Source organism: Kitasatospora sp. NPDC093558, from assembly GCF_040683475.1.
Taxonomy (GTDB): Bacteria; Actinomycetota; Actinomycetes; order Streptomycetales; family Streptomycetaceae; genus Kitasatospora.
In genome coordinates this window covers 15,014-29,708 of the sequence record NZ_JBFBDY010000030.1, presented here as the reverse complement: position 1 = coordinate 29,708, position 14,695 = coordinate 15,014, and the positions used below count along the sequence as shown (strand labels likewise).

The 14,695-nt window shown below is 74.2% G+C and carries 13 protein-coding genes; 5 read left to right on the top strand and 8 right to left on the bottom strand.

Translation table 11 applies throughout. The annotated features are described in order from the left end of the window. Positions 1-27: 27 nt before the first annotated feature. Positions 28-2,151, bottom strand: coding sequence for an aminodeoxychorismate synthase component I (gene pabB, locus AB0O00_RS05890; protein ID WP_363648861.1), 2,124 nt, complete (start codon positions 2,149-2,151; stop codon positions 28-30). A gap of 70 nt (positions 2,152-2,221) precedes the next feature. Next, the gene (locus AB0O00_RS05885; RefSeq protein ID WP_363648860.1) at positions 2,222-2,854 is read right to left on the bottom strand and encodes a class I SAM-dependent methyltransferase; all 633 of its coding nucleotides are present in this window, start codon (positions 2,852-2,854) and stop codon (positions 2,222-2,224) included. 300 nt (positions 2,855-3,154) lie between these two features. Between AB0O00_RS05885 and AB0O00_RS05880 the strand changes: the two genes are divergently transcribed. Continuing rightward, entirely contained in the window at positions 3,155-5,101 is a 1,947-nt protein-coding gene (locus AB0O00_RS05880; RefSeq protein ID WP_363648859.1) for a helix-turn-helix domain-containing protein, read from the top strand. On the opposite strand, the gene AB0O00_RS05875 is transcribed toward AB0O00_RS05880, so the two are convergent. From AB0O00_RS05875 to AB0O00_RS05865, 3 genes are all read right to left on the bottom strand, one after another. Further along, positions 5,080-6,303 (bottom strand): transposase, encoded by a 1,224-nt coding sequence (locus AB0O00_RS05875; protein ID WP_363648858.1) that lies wholly within the window; start codon positions 6,301-6,303, stop codon positions 5,080-5,082. The genes AB0O00_RS05880 and AB0O00_RS05875 overlap by 22 nt on opposite strands. 271 nt (positions 6,304-6,574) lie before the next feature. Beyond that, positions 6,575-7,672, bottom strand: coding sequence for a PP2C family protein-serine/threonine phosphatase (locus AB0O00_RS05870; RefSeq protein ID WP_363648857.1), 1,098 nt, complete (start codon positions 7,670-7,672; stop codon positions 6,575-6,577). A gap of 145 nt (positions 7,673-7,817) precedes the next feature. Further along, positions 7,818-9,035 carry a cytochrome P450 gene (locus tag AB0O00_RS05865; protein ID WP_363648856.1) on the bottom strand — a complete coding sequence of 406 codons (1,218 nt, stop codon included), beginning with the start codon at positions 9,033-9,035 and terminating at the stop codon, positions 7,818-7,820. 161 nt (positions 9,036-9,196) lie between these two features. Here AB0O00_RS05865 and AB0O00_RS05860 point away from each other — a divergent pair, with 161 nt between their 5' ends. Further along, positions 9,197-9,553 carry an arsenate reductase family protein gene (locus tag AB0O00_RS05860; RefSeq protein ID WP_363648855.1) on the top strand — a complete coding sequence of 119 codons (357 nt, stop codon included), beginning with the start codon at positions 9,197-9,199 and terminating at the stop codon, positions 9,551-9,553. A gap of 18 nt (positions 9,554-9,571) precedes the next feature. On the opposite strand, the gene AB0O00_RS05855 is transcribed toward AB0O00_RS05860, so the two are convergent. Beyond that, complete coding sequence (locus AB0O00_RS05855) at positions 9,572-10,042, bottom strand: pyridoxamine 5'-phosphate oxidase family protein (RefSeq protein ID WP_363648854.1); 471 nt, start codon at positions 10,040-10,042, stop codon at positions 9,572-9,574. Positions 10,043-10,173: 131 nt separating this feature from the next. Here AB0O00_RS05855 and AB0O00_RS05850 point away from each other — a divergent pair, with 131 nt between their 5' ends. Next, the gene (locus AB0O00_RS05850; RefSeq protein ID WP_363648853.1) at positions 10,174-10,722 is read left to right on the top strand and encodes a DUF1697 domain-containing protein; all 549 of its coding nucleotides are present in this window, start codon (positions 10,174-10,176) and stop codon (positions 10,720-10,722) included. Positions 10,723-10,840: 118 nt separating this feature from the next. Continuing rightward, on the top strand, positions 10,841-11,383 hold the full coding sequence (locus AB0O00_RS05845) for a DUF1707 and FHA domain-containing protein (protein ID WP_363648852.1): 543 nt from the start codon (positions 10,841-10,843) through the stop codon (positions 11,381-11,383). Positions 11,384-11,513: 130 nt separating this feature from the next. Here AB0O00_RS05845 and AB0O00_RS05840 read toward each other — a convergent pair whose 3' ends face one another. Both AB0O00_RS05840 and AB0O00_RS05835 read right to left on the bottom strand, forming a co-directional pair. Then, a complete protein-coding gene (locus AB0O00_RS05840) occupies positions 11,514-12,248 on the bottom strand; it encodes a hemerythrin domain-containing protein (RefSeq protein ID WP_363648851.1) in 735 nt (244 codons plus the stop codon). Positions 12,249-12,480: 232 nt separating this feature from the next. Beyond that, positions 12,481-13,545: an alpha/beta hydrolase-fold protein gene (locus AB0O00_RS05835; RefSeq protein WP_363648850.1), complete on the bottom strand. Its 1,065-nt coding sequence runs from the start codon at positions 13,543-13,545 to the stop codon at positions 12,481-12,483. A gap of 352 nt (positions 13,546-13,897) precedes the next feature. On the opposite strand from AB0O00_RS05835, the gene AB0O00_RS05830 reads away from it, so the two are divergent. Further along, positions 13,898-14,662 (top strand): SDR family oxidoreductase, encoded by a 765-nt coding sequence (locus tag AB0O00_RS05830; RefSeq protein ID WP_363648849.1) that lies wholly within the window; start codon positions 13,898-13,900, stop codon positions 14,660-14,662. Positions 14,663-14,695 lie beyond the last annotated feature (33 nt).

The following is a 14,695-nucleotide window of genomic DNA, read 5'->3' as shown; positions in this document are numbered from 1 at the left end:
CGGTCGGGTACCGCGCGGCCCGGCAGGTCACAGCACCAGCGGATCGCGCTCGCGGCCCGGGAACCGGGCGCCGGTCAGCCGGAGCAGCGGGGCCGCCTTCACGGCGGTCTCCTCGAACTCCGCGGCCGGGTCGGAGAGCGCGATGACGGCCCCGCCGACGCCGTAGCGGATCCGCCCCGGGGTGATCAGGAGCGTCCTGATCACCACGCTCAGGTCGGCGGCCCCGGTCAGCGAGAAGTAGCCGACGGCGCCCGAGTAGACGCCGCGCGGCCCCTCCTCCAGCTCGTCGATGATCCGCATCGTCCGGATCTTCGGTGCGCCGGTCATCGACCCGGGCGGGAAGGCCGCGCGCACGCAGGCGACCGCGCCCCGCCCGGCCCTCAGCCTGGCCCGGACCGGGCTGATCAGCTGATGGGCGTTGGCGTGGGTCTCGACCTGGAAGATGTCGTCGGCCCGCACGGACCCGGTCTCGGCGTGCCGGCCGAGGTCGTTGCGGACCAGGTCGACGATCATCAGGTTCTCGGCCCGGTCCTTCTCGTCCAGGAGCAGTTCGGCCGCGAGCGCCGCGTCCTCCTCCGGGGTCGCCCCGCGCGGGCGGGTGCCCTTGATCGGGCGGGACTCGGCCGTCCCGTCCGCGTCGATCCGCAGGAAGCGCTCGGGCGAGGTGCTGAGCACCGAGAGCCGGCCGAAGCTCAGCAGCGCCGCGTACGGGGCCCGGCTGGTGCGGCGCAGGGCGCGGTAGGCGTCCCACGGGTCCAGGTCGCCGCGCGCCTCGACCAGATTGGTCAGGCACACCTCGTACGTCTCACCTAGGGCGATCTCCCGCTGACAGCGGTCGATCAGGCCGAGGTAGCGGTCGCGGTCGTGCCGCAGTCCGAGCTCACCGACCGGCTGGAGCTCCGGGGGCTCCGGCGGCACCAGGCCGGCCAGCGACTCCAGGGTCAGGGCGGTGGAGTCCAGCCACGCGCGGGCGGCGCTCGCGTCGCCGCCCTCGGCGAGGGCCAGGAGGTACGTCGTGCCCGCCACGTGGTCGAACACGACGGCGCGGTCGGCGAAGACCATGACGGCGTCCGCGTCGTCGGAGCGGTGCGCGGACGAGCCGCCGCACTCGGCCTTCAGCTCGTAGCCGAGGTAGCCGACCCAGCCGAGCGCGAACCCGAAGGGCAGTGGCGGGACGTCGGCCCGCACGGCCCGCAGGTCGCGCTCCAGCCAGTCGAGGAACTCGGCCGAGGCGATCGCGGTGTCCCCGCCGCCGCGGACGGTCACGGTGCGGCTGCCCACGTCGGCCGTGGCGATCCGGGCGAGCGGTCCCGACGCGTCGCCCATGAGCGAGAACCGCCCGCCTGCCGCGCCCGGCTTGCCGTCGCCGTCCAGCCAGTACGCGTGGTCGCCGCCGCGGAACAGGCGGTCGTGGACCACCTCGGCGTCCCAGCGGGTGGGCAGCCGCTCCACCAGGACCCGCAGGTCCCGCACCGGCTCGTGGTCGGTACCGGGGTCCTCGCCGGACGGGCGGGCCGGGCCGGCGAGCGGTCCGAAGTCCACCAGCTCGACCCGGTCCCGGCCGCGCTTCTCCCGCCAACCGGCCGTCAGATCCACGAAGTTGGCCAGAAGCTCGGAGCCGTACGCGGTCAGCACCGACTCCGGGTGGAACTGCAGCCCCCACCGCGGCAGGTGCCGGTGCTCGATGCCCATCAGCACGCCGTCGGCCGTCCTGGCCACGGCCCGGAGCTCCTCCGGCAGGTCCGTCACGGCCAGCGAGTGGTAGCGGACCGCCTCGAACGGCGAGGGCAGCCCGGCGAACAGTCCGGTGCCGTCGTGCAGCACGGACGACACCCGGCCGTGCCGCGGCTCCGGCGCCGCGGAGACCGTCGCGCCGTGCGCCAGGGCCAGCCCCTGGTGGCCCAGGCAGACGCCGAGCAGCGGGAGGTCGGCGTGGTCGAGGATCTCCCGGCAGATCCCGAAGTCGGCGGCCACGGCCGGATGCCCGGGCCCCGGGGACAGCACCACGTGGTCGAAGGCGTCGAGCAGCCCCCGGTGCCAGCGCGGATCGTCGTTGCGGACGACCACCGGCTCGTGCCCGGTGACCCCGGCGAGGTGGTGGAAGAGGTTATAGGTGAACGAGTCGTAGTTGTCGACGAGCAGTGTGCGCACGGTGGTTCCTCGTATCAGGAGCGTACTGACCCCGGGGCTGCGGACGGACGGCCGGAGGACGGCCGCTGCCTCAACACGACTCCCGGATCTCGAACAGCAGGTGTTCGAGCGTCTCGGCGCCCTCGGCGAACTCGCGCCGGCGGCGCGTCACCAGGGTCCGGCCGCACGCGGCGGCGATCGCGCGGAGCCGGTCGACGTCCCCCCGGGTGCTGAACTGCAGGAGGGCCGCGCCGCCCGGGGCCAGCCGCAGCGGCGCCTCGGTCAGGTAGCGCCGGTGCGCCCGGTAGCCCGGGTCGACGTAGGCGCGCTCGTGGTCGCCGCGGTAGCTGTACTCCGCGGGCGCCAGCACGAAGTTGGAGTGCCAGTACACGGTGTCGAACCGCTCGTCGGGCCCCAGCGCGTCGAACAGGTCGCTGTGCACGCTGCGCACGCGCCCGCCCACGCCGTGCCGTTCGGCGTTCAGCCGGGTGTTCTCCACCGCGACCGGACTGATGTCCGAGGCCACCACCCGGCCGCAGCCCGCGAGCGCGGCGGTGACGGCGATGATGCCGGTGCCCGACCCGATCTCCAGGAACGACCCGTCGCGGCGGTAGGCCGGCACGTGGTCGCCGGTCAGGCCCAGCAGTTCCATCGCCGTCCCGGTGGTGGCCGAGAACGGCGGCGCGAACACCCCGTCCAGCAGGTCCCACTCACGGCCGGCCATGCGGAACGTCCGCGGCCGGTCCGGTCGCACGAGCGCTTGTCTGCTGCGCTCCAGCGACCTCACATGACTTCTCAGATCCGTCATCCCTGCCCCCGTTTGCATGAGAAAGGGGCCACACCGTCGGGCCCCGCCGACCATCGTTCCCAGTGGCGGCAGGGGGCCGGAAGGTGCTCCGACGACACCGCGCGACCGCGAGCGCGGTGCTCTGAGCACACGTCAGACGCCTGATCACGATTGACCGGCCCTGCCACTTTGCCTAAAGTTGGCAGACGACGTCATGATCGGCTTGGGGGGGCTGCGATGTCGGACGGCACGACGACCGAGACCCACACACTGGCCCTGCTCGAACTGCTCGCGCAGGAGGCCCCGGTCGGCCGCTTCGAGGAAGTGCTGTGGAACGCCCGCACCGACGGGCTGCCCGCCGACCGGCTCGCCCGGCTCGAACGCGGCGTCCGGCTGGCCCTGGAGGTCCGCGCCGCCGCCGACGAGCGCCGCAGACGCGAGGCCTCGCTGGCCACCCTCGTCTCCGCCGCGCAGGAACTCGCCTTCCAGCTCGACCTCAACGGCGTGCTCAACGCCGTCACCGCGCGCAGCCGCCTGCTGCTCGACTTCGACATGACCTACGTCAGCCTCCGGCTGCCCGACGGCGACTCCCTCGTCTACCGCTCCGACGGCGAGACCACCGCCCTCACCGAGGGCCTGCGGCTGGACCGCGGCCGGGGCATCGGCGAGATGGCCCAGGACCGCCAAGTCCCCTTCTGGACACCGGACTACCTGACCGACGACCGCTTCCCGCACACCGCCGACATCGACGAGGTGGTCGGCGCCGAAGGCCTGCGGGCCATCCTCGCGGTCCCGCTGATCCACAACGACGCCACCATCGGCACGCTCTACGGCGCCTCCCGCCAGCGCCGCCACTTCAACCCCGACGAGGTGAGCCTGCTGCGCAACTTCGCCGGCCTCGCCGCCGCCGCCATCGAGGCGACCCGGCGCACCGAACGCGTCCGCGCCGAAGTCTCCACGGCCTACCGCGACGGCAACCGCACCGCCGCCGCCCTCACCCGCACCGAACGGCTCGCCGCCACCCAGTCCGCGATCACCGACGCCATGGTCCGCAGCGCCGAACTGGGCGACCTCCTCAAGATCGCGGCCGACGCCCTGGACGGCGACCTGCGCCTCCACGAGACCTCCGGCCGCACCCTCGCCACCACCGGCGAACTCCCGATCCCCGACGAGGCCGACACCGTCCGGGCGTACGTCGACTCGAAGACCGCCGCCGCCCCGGTGCTGGTGCCCTGCGGGCTCTGGGCGAGCCACGTCACCACCTGCGTCACCAGCCCCGGCCTCCTGCTGTTCCGCCCCCGCGGCTCGGTCACCGACGACGACCTGCGGCTGCTCCACGCGACCGGCCAGGCCATGGCGCTGGCCCTGCTGCTGCGCCACACCATGGCCGCCACCTCCGGACCGGCCCGCGACGAGTACCTCGACGACCTGCTCTCGGACAACCCGCCGCCGCAGCGCGGCATGACCGAACGGGCCTACCGGCTCGGCATCGACACGGCCGCGCAGCACGTCGTCGTCGCCCTGCGGCCCGAAGGCGGCCGGCTGGCCGAGGCCGCGGTGTGGGCGTCCTCGTACACCTACCTGCACGGCGGGCTCAAGACCGTCCAGGGCGAGCTCCTCGTCCTGCTGCTCCCCGCCACCGACGCCTCCGCCACCGCGCGGGCGGCCTCCCGCGAGCTGTCGGCGCTGCTGGACTGCCCGGTGTCCGCCGGCGCCGCCGGACCGGCCGAGGGCCTCGCCTCCGTCGGCAAGGTGTTCCGCGAGGCCAAGCGCTGCCTCGACGCCCTGCTCACCCTCGGCGGCGCCGGCAGCACCGCGGCCGCCTCCGACCTCGGCTTCCTCGGCTTACTGCTCTCCGCCGACCACGACGCCGACGCCTTCGTCGCGGCCACCATCGGGCCCGTCCTGGAGTACGACACCCAGCGCGCCGCCGACCTGGTGCGCACCGCCGAGGCGTACTTCACCTCCGGCGGCAGCCCCACCAGGGCCGCGCAGCAGCTCCACGTGCACACCAACACCGTCGCCCGCAGGCTCGACCGGATCACCGAACTGCTCGGCCCGCACTGGCAGCGCCCGGCCAACGCCCTGGAGATCCAGCTGGCCCTGCGCCTGCACCGGGCCAGGGCCGCCCTCAACCAGCCCCAGGAGCTCCCGGAGGACGGTCAGGCCGAGCGCGGCGCGTAGTGGTCGGCCGGGCCTGCGCCGACGCCGCCCACGGCGCTGATCGCGTACGCGGCCGAGGCCAGCGCGATGTGCCGGTGCCAGCCGCGGAACGACCGCCCCTCGAAGTCCCGCAGGCCGACGCCCTCGCCGACCAGCGCCAGGTCGTGGCAGACCCGCCGGGCCAGCTTGGTCAGCCGCACCAGCCCCGCCGCCGGGACGTTCACCATGTTGGTGACCCACAGCTCCGACGGCGAGCCGTCCCGGTCGGCCCACTCCCCCAGCAGCGCGTACTCGCCGTCCCCGGCACGGCCGGGAGCGCCCACCCGCACGGTGACGGCCAGCGACTCGCCCCGCCCGCCCGAGGGCGCCGACCACTCCACCCGCCGGCGCAGCGACTTGGCCGCGGCCACGATCCGCTGGGCCGGCAGCGTCCGGCCGCCGTACCCGGGCAGCGCCTGGTCCCGGACAGTCAGACCGGACGTGCCGCTGACCCGCACGACCACCGGCAGCCCGGCCGCCGTGAACCGCCCGACCGTCTCGTCGACCCGGTCGGCGTAGGTGCTCAGCACCACCGGGCGCTGCGCCACCCGCCAGCCGCCCACCGACTCGTCGAAGGCGGAGGTGGCGCACTGGGCCAGCGTCTCCTCGCCGGACGCGACCGGGATCTCCGCCCGGCTGCGCCGGCGGTCGTCCTTCAGCCACGAGCCCGGCAGGTGCAGCCGCCAGTGCACCGGGACGGTCAGCCGCTCCGAGGCGTACCAGACGCCGAAGGCCTGCTGGCCGTGGAAGTTCTGCCGCAGGCAGTGGTCGTAGCCCTCGTCCACGCCGACCGACTGCTCGCCGGCCTTGCGGATCGGGGTCGGGCCGACCACCCAGGCCAGCGGGGCCTGCGCCTCGGACAGGTACGTCGCGAGGGCCTCGCGCATCGGCATCCAGTCCCAGGTGGAACTGGAGATGAAGTGGTGCAGGCTCTGCTCGGCCGCCTGGCCGCCGACGTGCGCCGCGATGTTGCGCATGGACTTGCGGCCGCGCGTCTCCAGCAGCCCGCGCAGGTACTGCTCACCCTTCTGCCGCTGGTCCCGCCGGGCGAGCGAGGCGAACAGCGTAGCGGCGAGCTCTCCGGTCTCCAGTTCCCATCCGTCCCCCGGGCCGCCGACCGCGTGGCGCCGCCGCGGTACGGACAGCTGCGGCACGGTACCGACCTCGCCGAATGGCACGATCACGGATTTGCCCCCTATTCGATGCACGGCGGCTGGTCGGCCGCCACGCCCAGCATGGCCGTCGCGGGCCGGCCGGCACGAGGTGGGCCGGCCCCCTCGCTCGGGCCGCCCCCTGTCGTCCGGGCACACGGGCCTGGCCGCCCCCGCTCCAACCACCGGCGGGGGCCGGGACTTCCCGCTGCCGGGCCACCACCGCGGCGGCCGGGGGGTGGTGTGGTGCCGACCGGGTGCACGCCGGTGGGTGTGGGGCGGACGGCGAAGGGCAGGCAGCCGCCTACGCCGGCTCGGGGGTGAGCGCGAGGAGGGCCAGGTCGTCGGCGAGGAGACCGGCGTACTCGTGCACGTCCTGGGCGAGGAAGGTGACCACGCGGTCGGGGGACGTCGTGCCGAGCGCGGCGAGGCGCGGGGCCAGCGGGTAGAAGGCGCCGGTGGCATCGCGGGCCTCGCTGACGCCGTCGGTGTAGAGCAGCACGGTGCTGCCCGGCGGCAGGGCGACGGCGGTGGGCTTGCCATGCTCCTCCTCGGGGACCAAGTGGCCGAGGCCGAGCGGGAGTTCGTCCGGGCAGGCGATCGCGGTGATCGTGCGGCCGGCGAGCAGCAGCGGCGTGGTGTGGCCACGGTTGACGATCTCCACGCAGTCGGAGCCGGGGCGGTACTGGAGCAGGACGGCGGTGGCGAACAGCTCGTCGTCACCGCGGTCGGCGGCGTCGCGGAGCACCGCGCGGTCCAGTTGGTCGGCGATCTCGACCAGGTCGGGGGTGTCGTGCGCGGTGGCCCGGAAGGCACCCAGCACGTCCGCGACCGTCCGCACCGCGCCGAGGCCCTTGCCGCGGACGTCGCCGAGGAGCACCCGCACGCCGAACCGGGTGTCGCACACCTCGTACAGGTCGCCGCCGACCAGCACCTCGGCCTGGGCCGGACGGTAGAGGCCGGCCACCCGCAGGCCGCCGGCCCGGTCCGGGACCGGGCGCAGCACCGTGCGCTGGAGGGTCTCGGCGACGGTGCGGGCGTGCAGGAGGTTGCGGTTCTGCCGGATCCGCTGCCAGGACAGGGCGGTGCCCATCACCCCGGCCAGCAGGGTCGCGATGTACACCCAGACGTGGTGCTGCTCGTCGACGTGGCCGGCCCGCAGGGCGAGGACGACCTGGAGGGCGAGCGAGCCGGCGGTGGTCGCGGCGGTCAGCACCGGGCCGTAGCTGAACGCCGCGACGACGGGCAGCGCGGTGAGCAGGAAGCCGGCGGCGACGGCGTCCGGGACGATCGCCTCGGCGAGGAGGTCCAGGACGAGCAGCAGCACCGGCAGCCAGGGCACCCATCGCGGCGCCCGGGGTTCCACGGCCACCGGGAACGGCGGGCGGGGCGGTGCGGGCACGGTGGGGACCTCCTGGCTCACCGGGCGGAATGCCCGGTTCGTCCCTCCATGCTCCACCACGGCGGAGCCTGCCACGAACGGCCGAACGTCCCGGATGCGTACGGTGCCGGTCCGGCGACGGAGGATGACAGGCCCCGGTGGGGGGTCAGCGCACGGTGATCGGGAGCGTCTCGTAGCCGCGCAGGACGAGGCGCTCGCGGCGGGTGGGCACGCCGCCCGGGGCGAGCCGCGGGAAGCGGTCGAGCAGGGCCGCCACCGCGATCTCGGACTCCAGGCGGGCCAGCTGCGAGCCCAGGCAGAAGTGCGGCCCGGCGCCGAAGCTGAGCGGCTGGCTGCCGGTGCGGGCCGGGTCGAAGACCTCCGGGCGGTCGTAGCGGGCCGGATCGTGGTTGGCCGCGCCGATCATGACGAGCACCGTGCTGCCGGGCGGTGCGGGCAGGTCGTCGACGGCGAGGCCCTCGGTGAGCGCGATCCGCGAGGTCACCTGGACCGGCGCGTCGTAGCGCAGCACCTCCTCGGTGAAGCCGGCCGGGGAGAGCGTGCCGGCCCGCAGGGCGGCGGCCGCCTCGGGGTGGCGGAAGAGCAGGGCGAGGCCGTTGCCGAGCAGGTTGGTGGTGGTCTCGAAGCCGGCCACGAGCAGCAGCACCAGGTTGGCCAGCAGTTCTCGGCCGGAGAGCCGCCCGGGGTCGTCGGCGGCGATCCGGGCCAGGTCGGTGACGAGGTCGTCCTGCGGGTGGCGCAGGCGCTCGGCGACCAGCGCGGTGAAGTAGCCGGCCAGTTCGTCGGCCGCCTCGTCGGCGGTGGCGAGGTCGTCCGCGTCCTGGACGAACTCCAGGGCGACGGTTAGGTCCGCGGCGAGGCCGCGGAAGCGGTAGCGGTCGCGCTCGGGCACGCCGAGCAGTTCGCAGATCACGCCGACCGGCAGCCGGTGGGCGAAGGCGTCCATGAAGTCGACCGGCGAGCCGTCCGCGCCGGCCGCGGCCACCTCGTCGAGCAGCCCGGCGACGGCCGCCTCGACGGCGGGCCGCAGCGCGGCGACCCGGCGGGCGGTGAACACCGAGGCGATCAGCGAGCGGACCCGGGCGTGGTCGGGCGCGTCGCGCTCCAGGATCGAGCGGCCGAACAGGTCGAGCGCGGAGTGCTCGGCGAACTCCGGGGCCACCCCGGCCTGCATGTCGGGGGTGGCGACGCCGAAGCCGGGGGTGCGCAGCACGCGGTCGGCGGTGCCGTGGCCGAGCGCCAGCAGGAAGCCGGGCCCGGCCGGGGCGGCACCGCCCAGTTCGTGCGCCCGCGCGTACAGCGGGTACGGATCGGCCATCCCCTCGCTGGTCAGCAGTTGCTCGACGATCGCCGCGCCGTCCATCCGGTGCTCCCCTCCCGGGCCAGTGCTTCCGGTTCGTGAACCACCGGGGGGCACCCGGGAGTTCCCACTGCCTGGACCGGGGGGGGCGGGATCGGGGGCTGGGACCGTACGGGCGGTCCGCCCGCGCCGGGGCCGCGGCAGCGCTCGGTAGGCTGGGCGGCATGGAGATCTGGATCAACCCCCGCTGCGGCAAGTGCCGGTCGGCGCTCAACGAACTGGAGGCCGCCAAGGCCGAGTACACCGTGCGGCGCTACCTGGAGGACCCGCCGACCGCGGCCGAGCTGGAAGCGGTGCTGGAGCGGCTCGGCCTGGAGCCGTGGGACATCACGCGCGTCGACGAGCAGGTCGCCAAGGACCTCGGGATGAAGCAGTGGACCAGGGAGCCGGGCGACCGGGCGCGCTGGATCGCGGCGATGGCCGAGCACCCGATCCTCATCCAGCGCCCGATCATCACCGCGGACGACGGCCACGCCGTCGTGGCCCGGACCCCCGAGGCGGTCAAGTCCGTCCTGCCGTAGGGCCCGCCCCCGGGCCGGTCAGTGGAGCATGACGCGCTCCACCGGGCGGCCCGGGTGCCAGTTGAAGACCCACAGGTGGCCGTCGGCCAGGCCGGTGTGCACCACCTGCGCCAGGTCGAGCCGGAACGCGTGGAACGGGCCGGGCGGCGGCTCGGGCAGATCGGCGACGTAGGCGGCGAGTTCGGTCTCGTCGGTGAGCTCCACCGCGCGGCCGGACAGCTTGGAGTCGCCGCCCGCCATGGTCTCGTCGCCCGGGTGCGAATGCAGGGCGAAACGGCCGTCGCGCTGGAGGTCGCGGGCCTTCACCGAGCCGTACATCGACCCGAGCATCGCGTCGGCGCCGATGAAGTCGACCTCGGTGCCGCTCACCCGCGGTGACCCGTCCTTGCGCAGCGTCGCCAGGACGTGGTGCTTGTTGGCCTCGAACCGGGCCCGCACCAGGGGCGCGAGATCGGGGGCCTCCTGCTCGAAATCCTGCCAGGTAGCCATGGCGCCAGTCTGGCACCGGGCACCGACAGCCGCCCCGGCTCGCTGCCGGCCCGCCCCCGTCCGTCCCGGCCCGTCCCCGTCCGACCCCCGTCCGCCCGGGCGTTGTCGGTACCGGGTGCCAGACTGGCCGGGTGACCACCACGACCACGTACATCGCATTCCTGCGGGCCATCAACGTCGGCGGCCGCACCGTGAAGATGGAGCGGCTGCGGGCGCTCTTCGCCGAGCTGGGGCTGGCCGGCGTCCGCTCGTACATCCAGACCGGCAACGTGTTCTTCACGACGGACGAGCCGGACCGCGCCGCCCTCACCCGGCGCATCGAGCGGCACCTGGAGGAGTCGCTCGGCTACCCCGTCCCGGTGCTGCTGCGGACGGTCGACGAGGTGGCCGCGATGCTCGCCGCCGAGCCGTTCCGGGGCGTCGAGGTGACGCCCGACGTCCGGCTGGTGATCGCCTTCCTCTCCGAGCCGCTGCCCGCGGACCTCGCCGTGCCGCACACCTCCCCGAAGGGCGACCACGACGTGCTCGGGGCGGACGCCGGCGCCGCGTACGTCGTGGTGCACCTGAAGAACGGCAAGTGGGTCACCAACGAGCTGTTCGGCAAGGGCTACGCGGGCGCGGTGACCTCCCGGTTCCTGCACACCACGGAGAAGATCCTGGCCGCCGCCAGGAAATCCTGACCGGCCGCGGAACCGCCGGCCGCCCCGCGGTGTCATGATCCGGGGGGATGTCGGGGGACACCGTGCGACGGTCGGACGGAATCTGGACAGCCGGGCACGGCGAGCCGACAATCGGGACATGACGCATCCTGAGATCCGGACGTACGCCGTCCGGCCGTCCGAGGCCGAGCGGGACCGGGCCCTCGGGGTGCTGCGCGACGGCGCGAGCAGCGGCCGGCTGTCGCACGAGACCTTCCTCGGCCGGATGGACGTCGTCCTGCACGCCACCAGCCGCGGCGAGTTGGACGCGGCGATGGCCGACCTGCCCACCGGGAACCCGGTGGAGCGCTTCCTGCTGCGGGCGGTGGGCCGGATCTCCGGCTTCGGCGAGCGGATCAACCGGGCCTGGCGCACCGAGCGGCTGCCCGGACTGAACCTCCCGTACGGCGCAGGGCGGTTGACGATCGGCCGGATCCCCGGCTCCGGCCTGCGGCTGCACGACGCCTCGGTCTCCCGCCACCACGCCGAACTGCGGCACGAGGACGGCGGCTGGATGCTGTACGACCTCGGCTCGACCAACGGCACCCACGTGAACGGGCACCGCGTCGCGGGCGCCGTGCGGGTCCGGCCCGGCGACCAAGTCCGCTTCGGCAACCTGGAGTTCCGCATCGCGGACGGGTAGCCGCGCGGTCCGCCCGACCTGCGCCCGCGTCAGTTCGGAACTGTCGACGGGGTGCGTGCCCTTGTGTTCCGCATATGCCCATGGCCCTTGCCACGCGCGTAGATCGACGGCCCGCGAAAAGGCCCGGGGCTCATTCCGGGAGCATCCCCCAGTCGCCCGTCGGCCCCCACATCGGCGCGGTGCAGCGCTCGTACGTCGCCCGCCAGTGCGGCCAGGACCGGGCGACGTCGTCGTCGCACTCGGCCAGCAGCCGCTCGACGAGCGACGGCTCCACGCCCTCCAGCAGCCAGGCCAGGGCGTCGGGCGTGCCGGGGCCGTCGGCCGAGCGCAGCAGGTCCAGCAGCTCGGGCAGGCTGCCGACCCGCGAGCCGTCCGCGAACACGCCCGCCATCCGCGGCAGCAGCTGGCGCTCCTCGATCCGCAGGTGCGTCTCCAGCCGGGCCGCCAGGTCCTCGATCGCGTACGCCACCGGCCAGACGCTGCCGGTGTCCCGGCTGGCGATCCGGACCAGCGTGGTGACCCGGGTGAACGAGTGGTCCAGGTTGTGGTGGTCCGCCTCCAGCCAGTTGAGCAGCAGCCGCAGCTCGGGCGCGAAGCGGCGCACGATCGGCCAGATCCGGGTGTCCTGCTGCTCATGGTGGCAGGTCAGCATCGCGGTCACGAAGTCCCAGTGCCGCAGCAGCGCCTCCCCCTTGGCGTCCTCGCCGGGCTGCAGCAGCCGCAGGGCGTTGGGCAGCCGGGCGAGGTCCCGGCGCAGCGCGGCGTGCACCAGCCGCAGCCCGGCGAAACGGACCGCCCGGGGCTCCTCGTCCTCGGCCCGCTCGGGCGCGGTGGCGGGCGGCGGCGGCAGCAGGTGGATCGGCATGGCACTCTCTTCACGAATCGGCGGGTCGTGCGGATCACGGCCCCCGGAAGGCGGCCCCGTTCACTGTGCGTGCAGTCGATCAGAGGTGAATCAATGTCCGATTGACGCGCAGGTCACAGCCTTTCCCCGGCCGGACGCGACGCTCGGCGCCGTTGGTCCCGCGAAACCCGGAACCGCCGGTGCCCGGGAGTGTTTCCCGGGCACCGGCGGTTCGGCGTACGCGCGGACGGCCTCAGTCGGAGGCCGGGCCCGCCAGGTTCTTGGTGAGCCACTGCAGTGTGTCCGGGATCATCTTCTTGAAGTCCGAGGTCAGGTGCTTGCCGCCGGGCTGCTCGTAGTACTCGATGGCGACCGGCGGGGCGGCCTTGGCCACCCAGCTCTTGACGACGCCCTTCTCGTACGCGTTGGCGCCGCCGGCCGTGACCAGCATCTTCACGTCGGCCTTGCCCTGGGTGACGAGCACGTCGGGGTTGTTGGCCATCCGCTCGGCGTCGTGGCCCTTCCACAGGTGCGAGTCGGGGATGAAGTAGCCGTCGATCGGGACGGCGGCCTTGTACACGTCGGGGTACTGGAGCGAGAGCTTGGCGCTGCAGAACCCGCCGGTGGAGGCGCCCATGATGCCCCAGCTGTCGCGGCCCTTCAGGGTGCGGAAGTTCGCCCGGACCCAGTCCGGGATGTCCTGGGCCATCCAGGTCGCCATCTTGGGCTGGCCCGGGATGTCGGAGCAGTCCAGCGCGTTGTTCTCGTCGCTGTTGAAGTTCTGCACCGGCATGATCATGATGAACGGGTGGGCCTTGCCGGCCTTGGCCAGCTGCTCGTCCTCCTCCTGGATCGGCAGCTGGTTGTCGGTCCAGGTGTTGTAGCCGTTGCTCTGGCCGCCCGCGTAGAGGGTCAGCACCGGGAAGCCGGTCTTGGCGTACTTGGGGTCGTTGTACTCGGGCGGCAGCCAGACCCACACCTGGCCGGTCACGCCGGACTTCGGGCCGGTCAGCTTGGTCAGCATGATCGGGCCGGCGGCGGTGTCGCGGACCTTGGTCATCGAGGGCTGGCTCGTCGGCATCAGCACCTTGCCGTTCGCGGCCGGGGCCGCGCTGGTGGGCGCGGGGGCGGCGGAGGCGGAGGCGGCGGCCGGGTCGCCCGCGACGGTGCTCGTGCCGGCCGCGCTCGGGGTGCCCGCCGCCGCGGCGCTGTCCCCCTTCCCGCCGCCCGAACTCCCGCAGGCGGCGAGCGAGGCAGCCAGGGTGAGCACGGCGGCACCGGTCAGGACGGCGCGGGAACGGGACGACTGCCTAAGCACGGTGAGGACTCTCCGACCGATGACGCACCCGGGCCGGCTGGCCGGGCGGCGGCCCCCGGGTGGGGCCGGACAGGCCCGGGGGGCGGCTCGCCGCGGACCCCGGATTTCGCGGCTCGCCGCAGCGGGCCGTCCTGCGATCTTATGACGTGGGCCGGGGCGGGCCGGTTGCGCGGTGGCCACCGGGAATCCAATGTTTGTTCGCGATCGGGTAAAACCCGTCACCCGATCCGTCCGCCCCAAGGGCCACAGCACCCGGCCCGCCCGGCGGCGCGATCTTTGGGCCCTTCCACCAGTGACGGCGGCCTCCGCGGTCCGCGACGATCGACCGAGACCCTAGTACGAGGAGCCCCCCATGTCCCAGCAGATCGCTGCCGTCACCGTCGGAACCGCCGTCGTCACCGGAGCGGGCAGCGGGGTCGGCCGGGCCGTCGCGGTCGAGCTGGCCGCCGCCGGCTGGGGGCTGGTCCTGGCCGGGCGCCGGGCCGAGCCGCTGCGGGAGACCGCCGGGCTGGCCGGCGGTCCGGCCGCCGTGGTGCCCACCGACGTCACCGACGCGGCGGCGGTGGACGCGCTGTTCGCGGCCGCCGTCGAGCGCTTCGGCCGGGTGGACCTGCTGTTCAACAACGCCGGCAGTTTCGGCCCCGCCGTCCCGGTGGACGAGCTGGAGGTGGACGCCTGGCGCGCGGTGGTCGACCTCAACCTGACCGGCGCCTTCCTCTGCGCCCGGGCCGCCTTCCGGACCATGAAGGCGCAGGACCCGCAGGGCGGCCGGATCATCAACAACGGCTCGATCTCCGCGCACGTCCCGCGCCCGCACTCGATCGCCTACACCGCGACCAAGCACGCCGTGACCGGCCTGACCAAGTCGCTCTCGCTGGACGGCCGCCCGTACCGGATCGCCTGCGGGCAGATCGACATCGGCAACGCGGCCACCGACATGACGGCGGCGATGAGCGCCGGGGTGCGGCAGGCGGACGGGCGGATCGCCCCGGAGCCGACGATGGACGTGGCCGACGTGGCCCGCACGGTGCGGCACATGGCCTCGCTGCCGCTGGAGGCGAACGTGCAGTTCGCGACGGTGATGGCGACCACGATGCCGTACATCGGACGCGGCTGACCCGGCCGGCGGTTCGAACCGGCCGGGCCACCC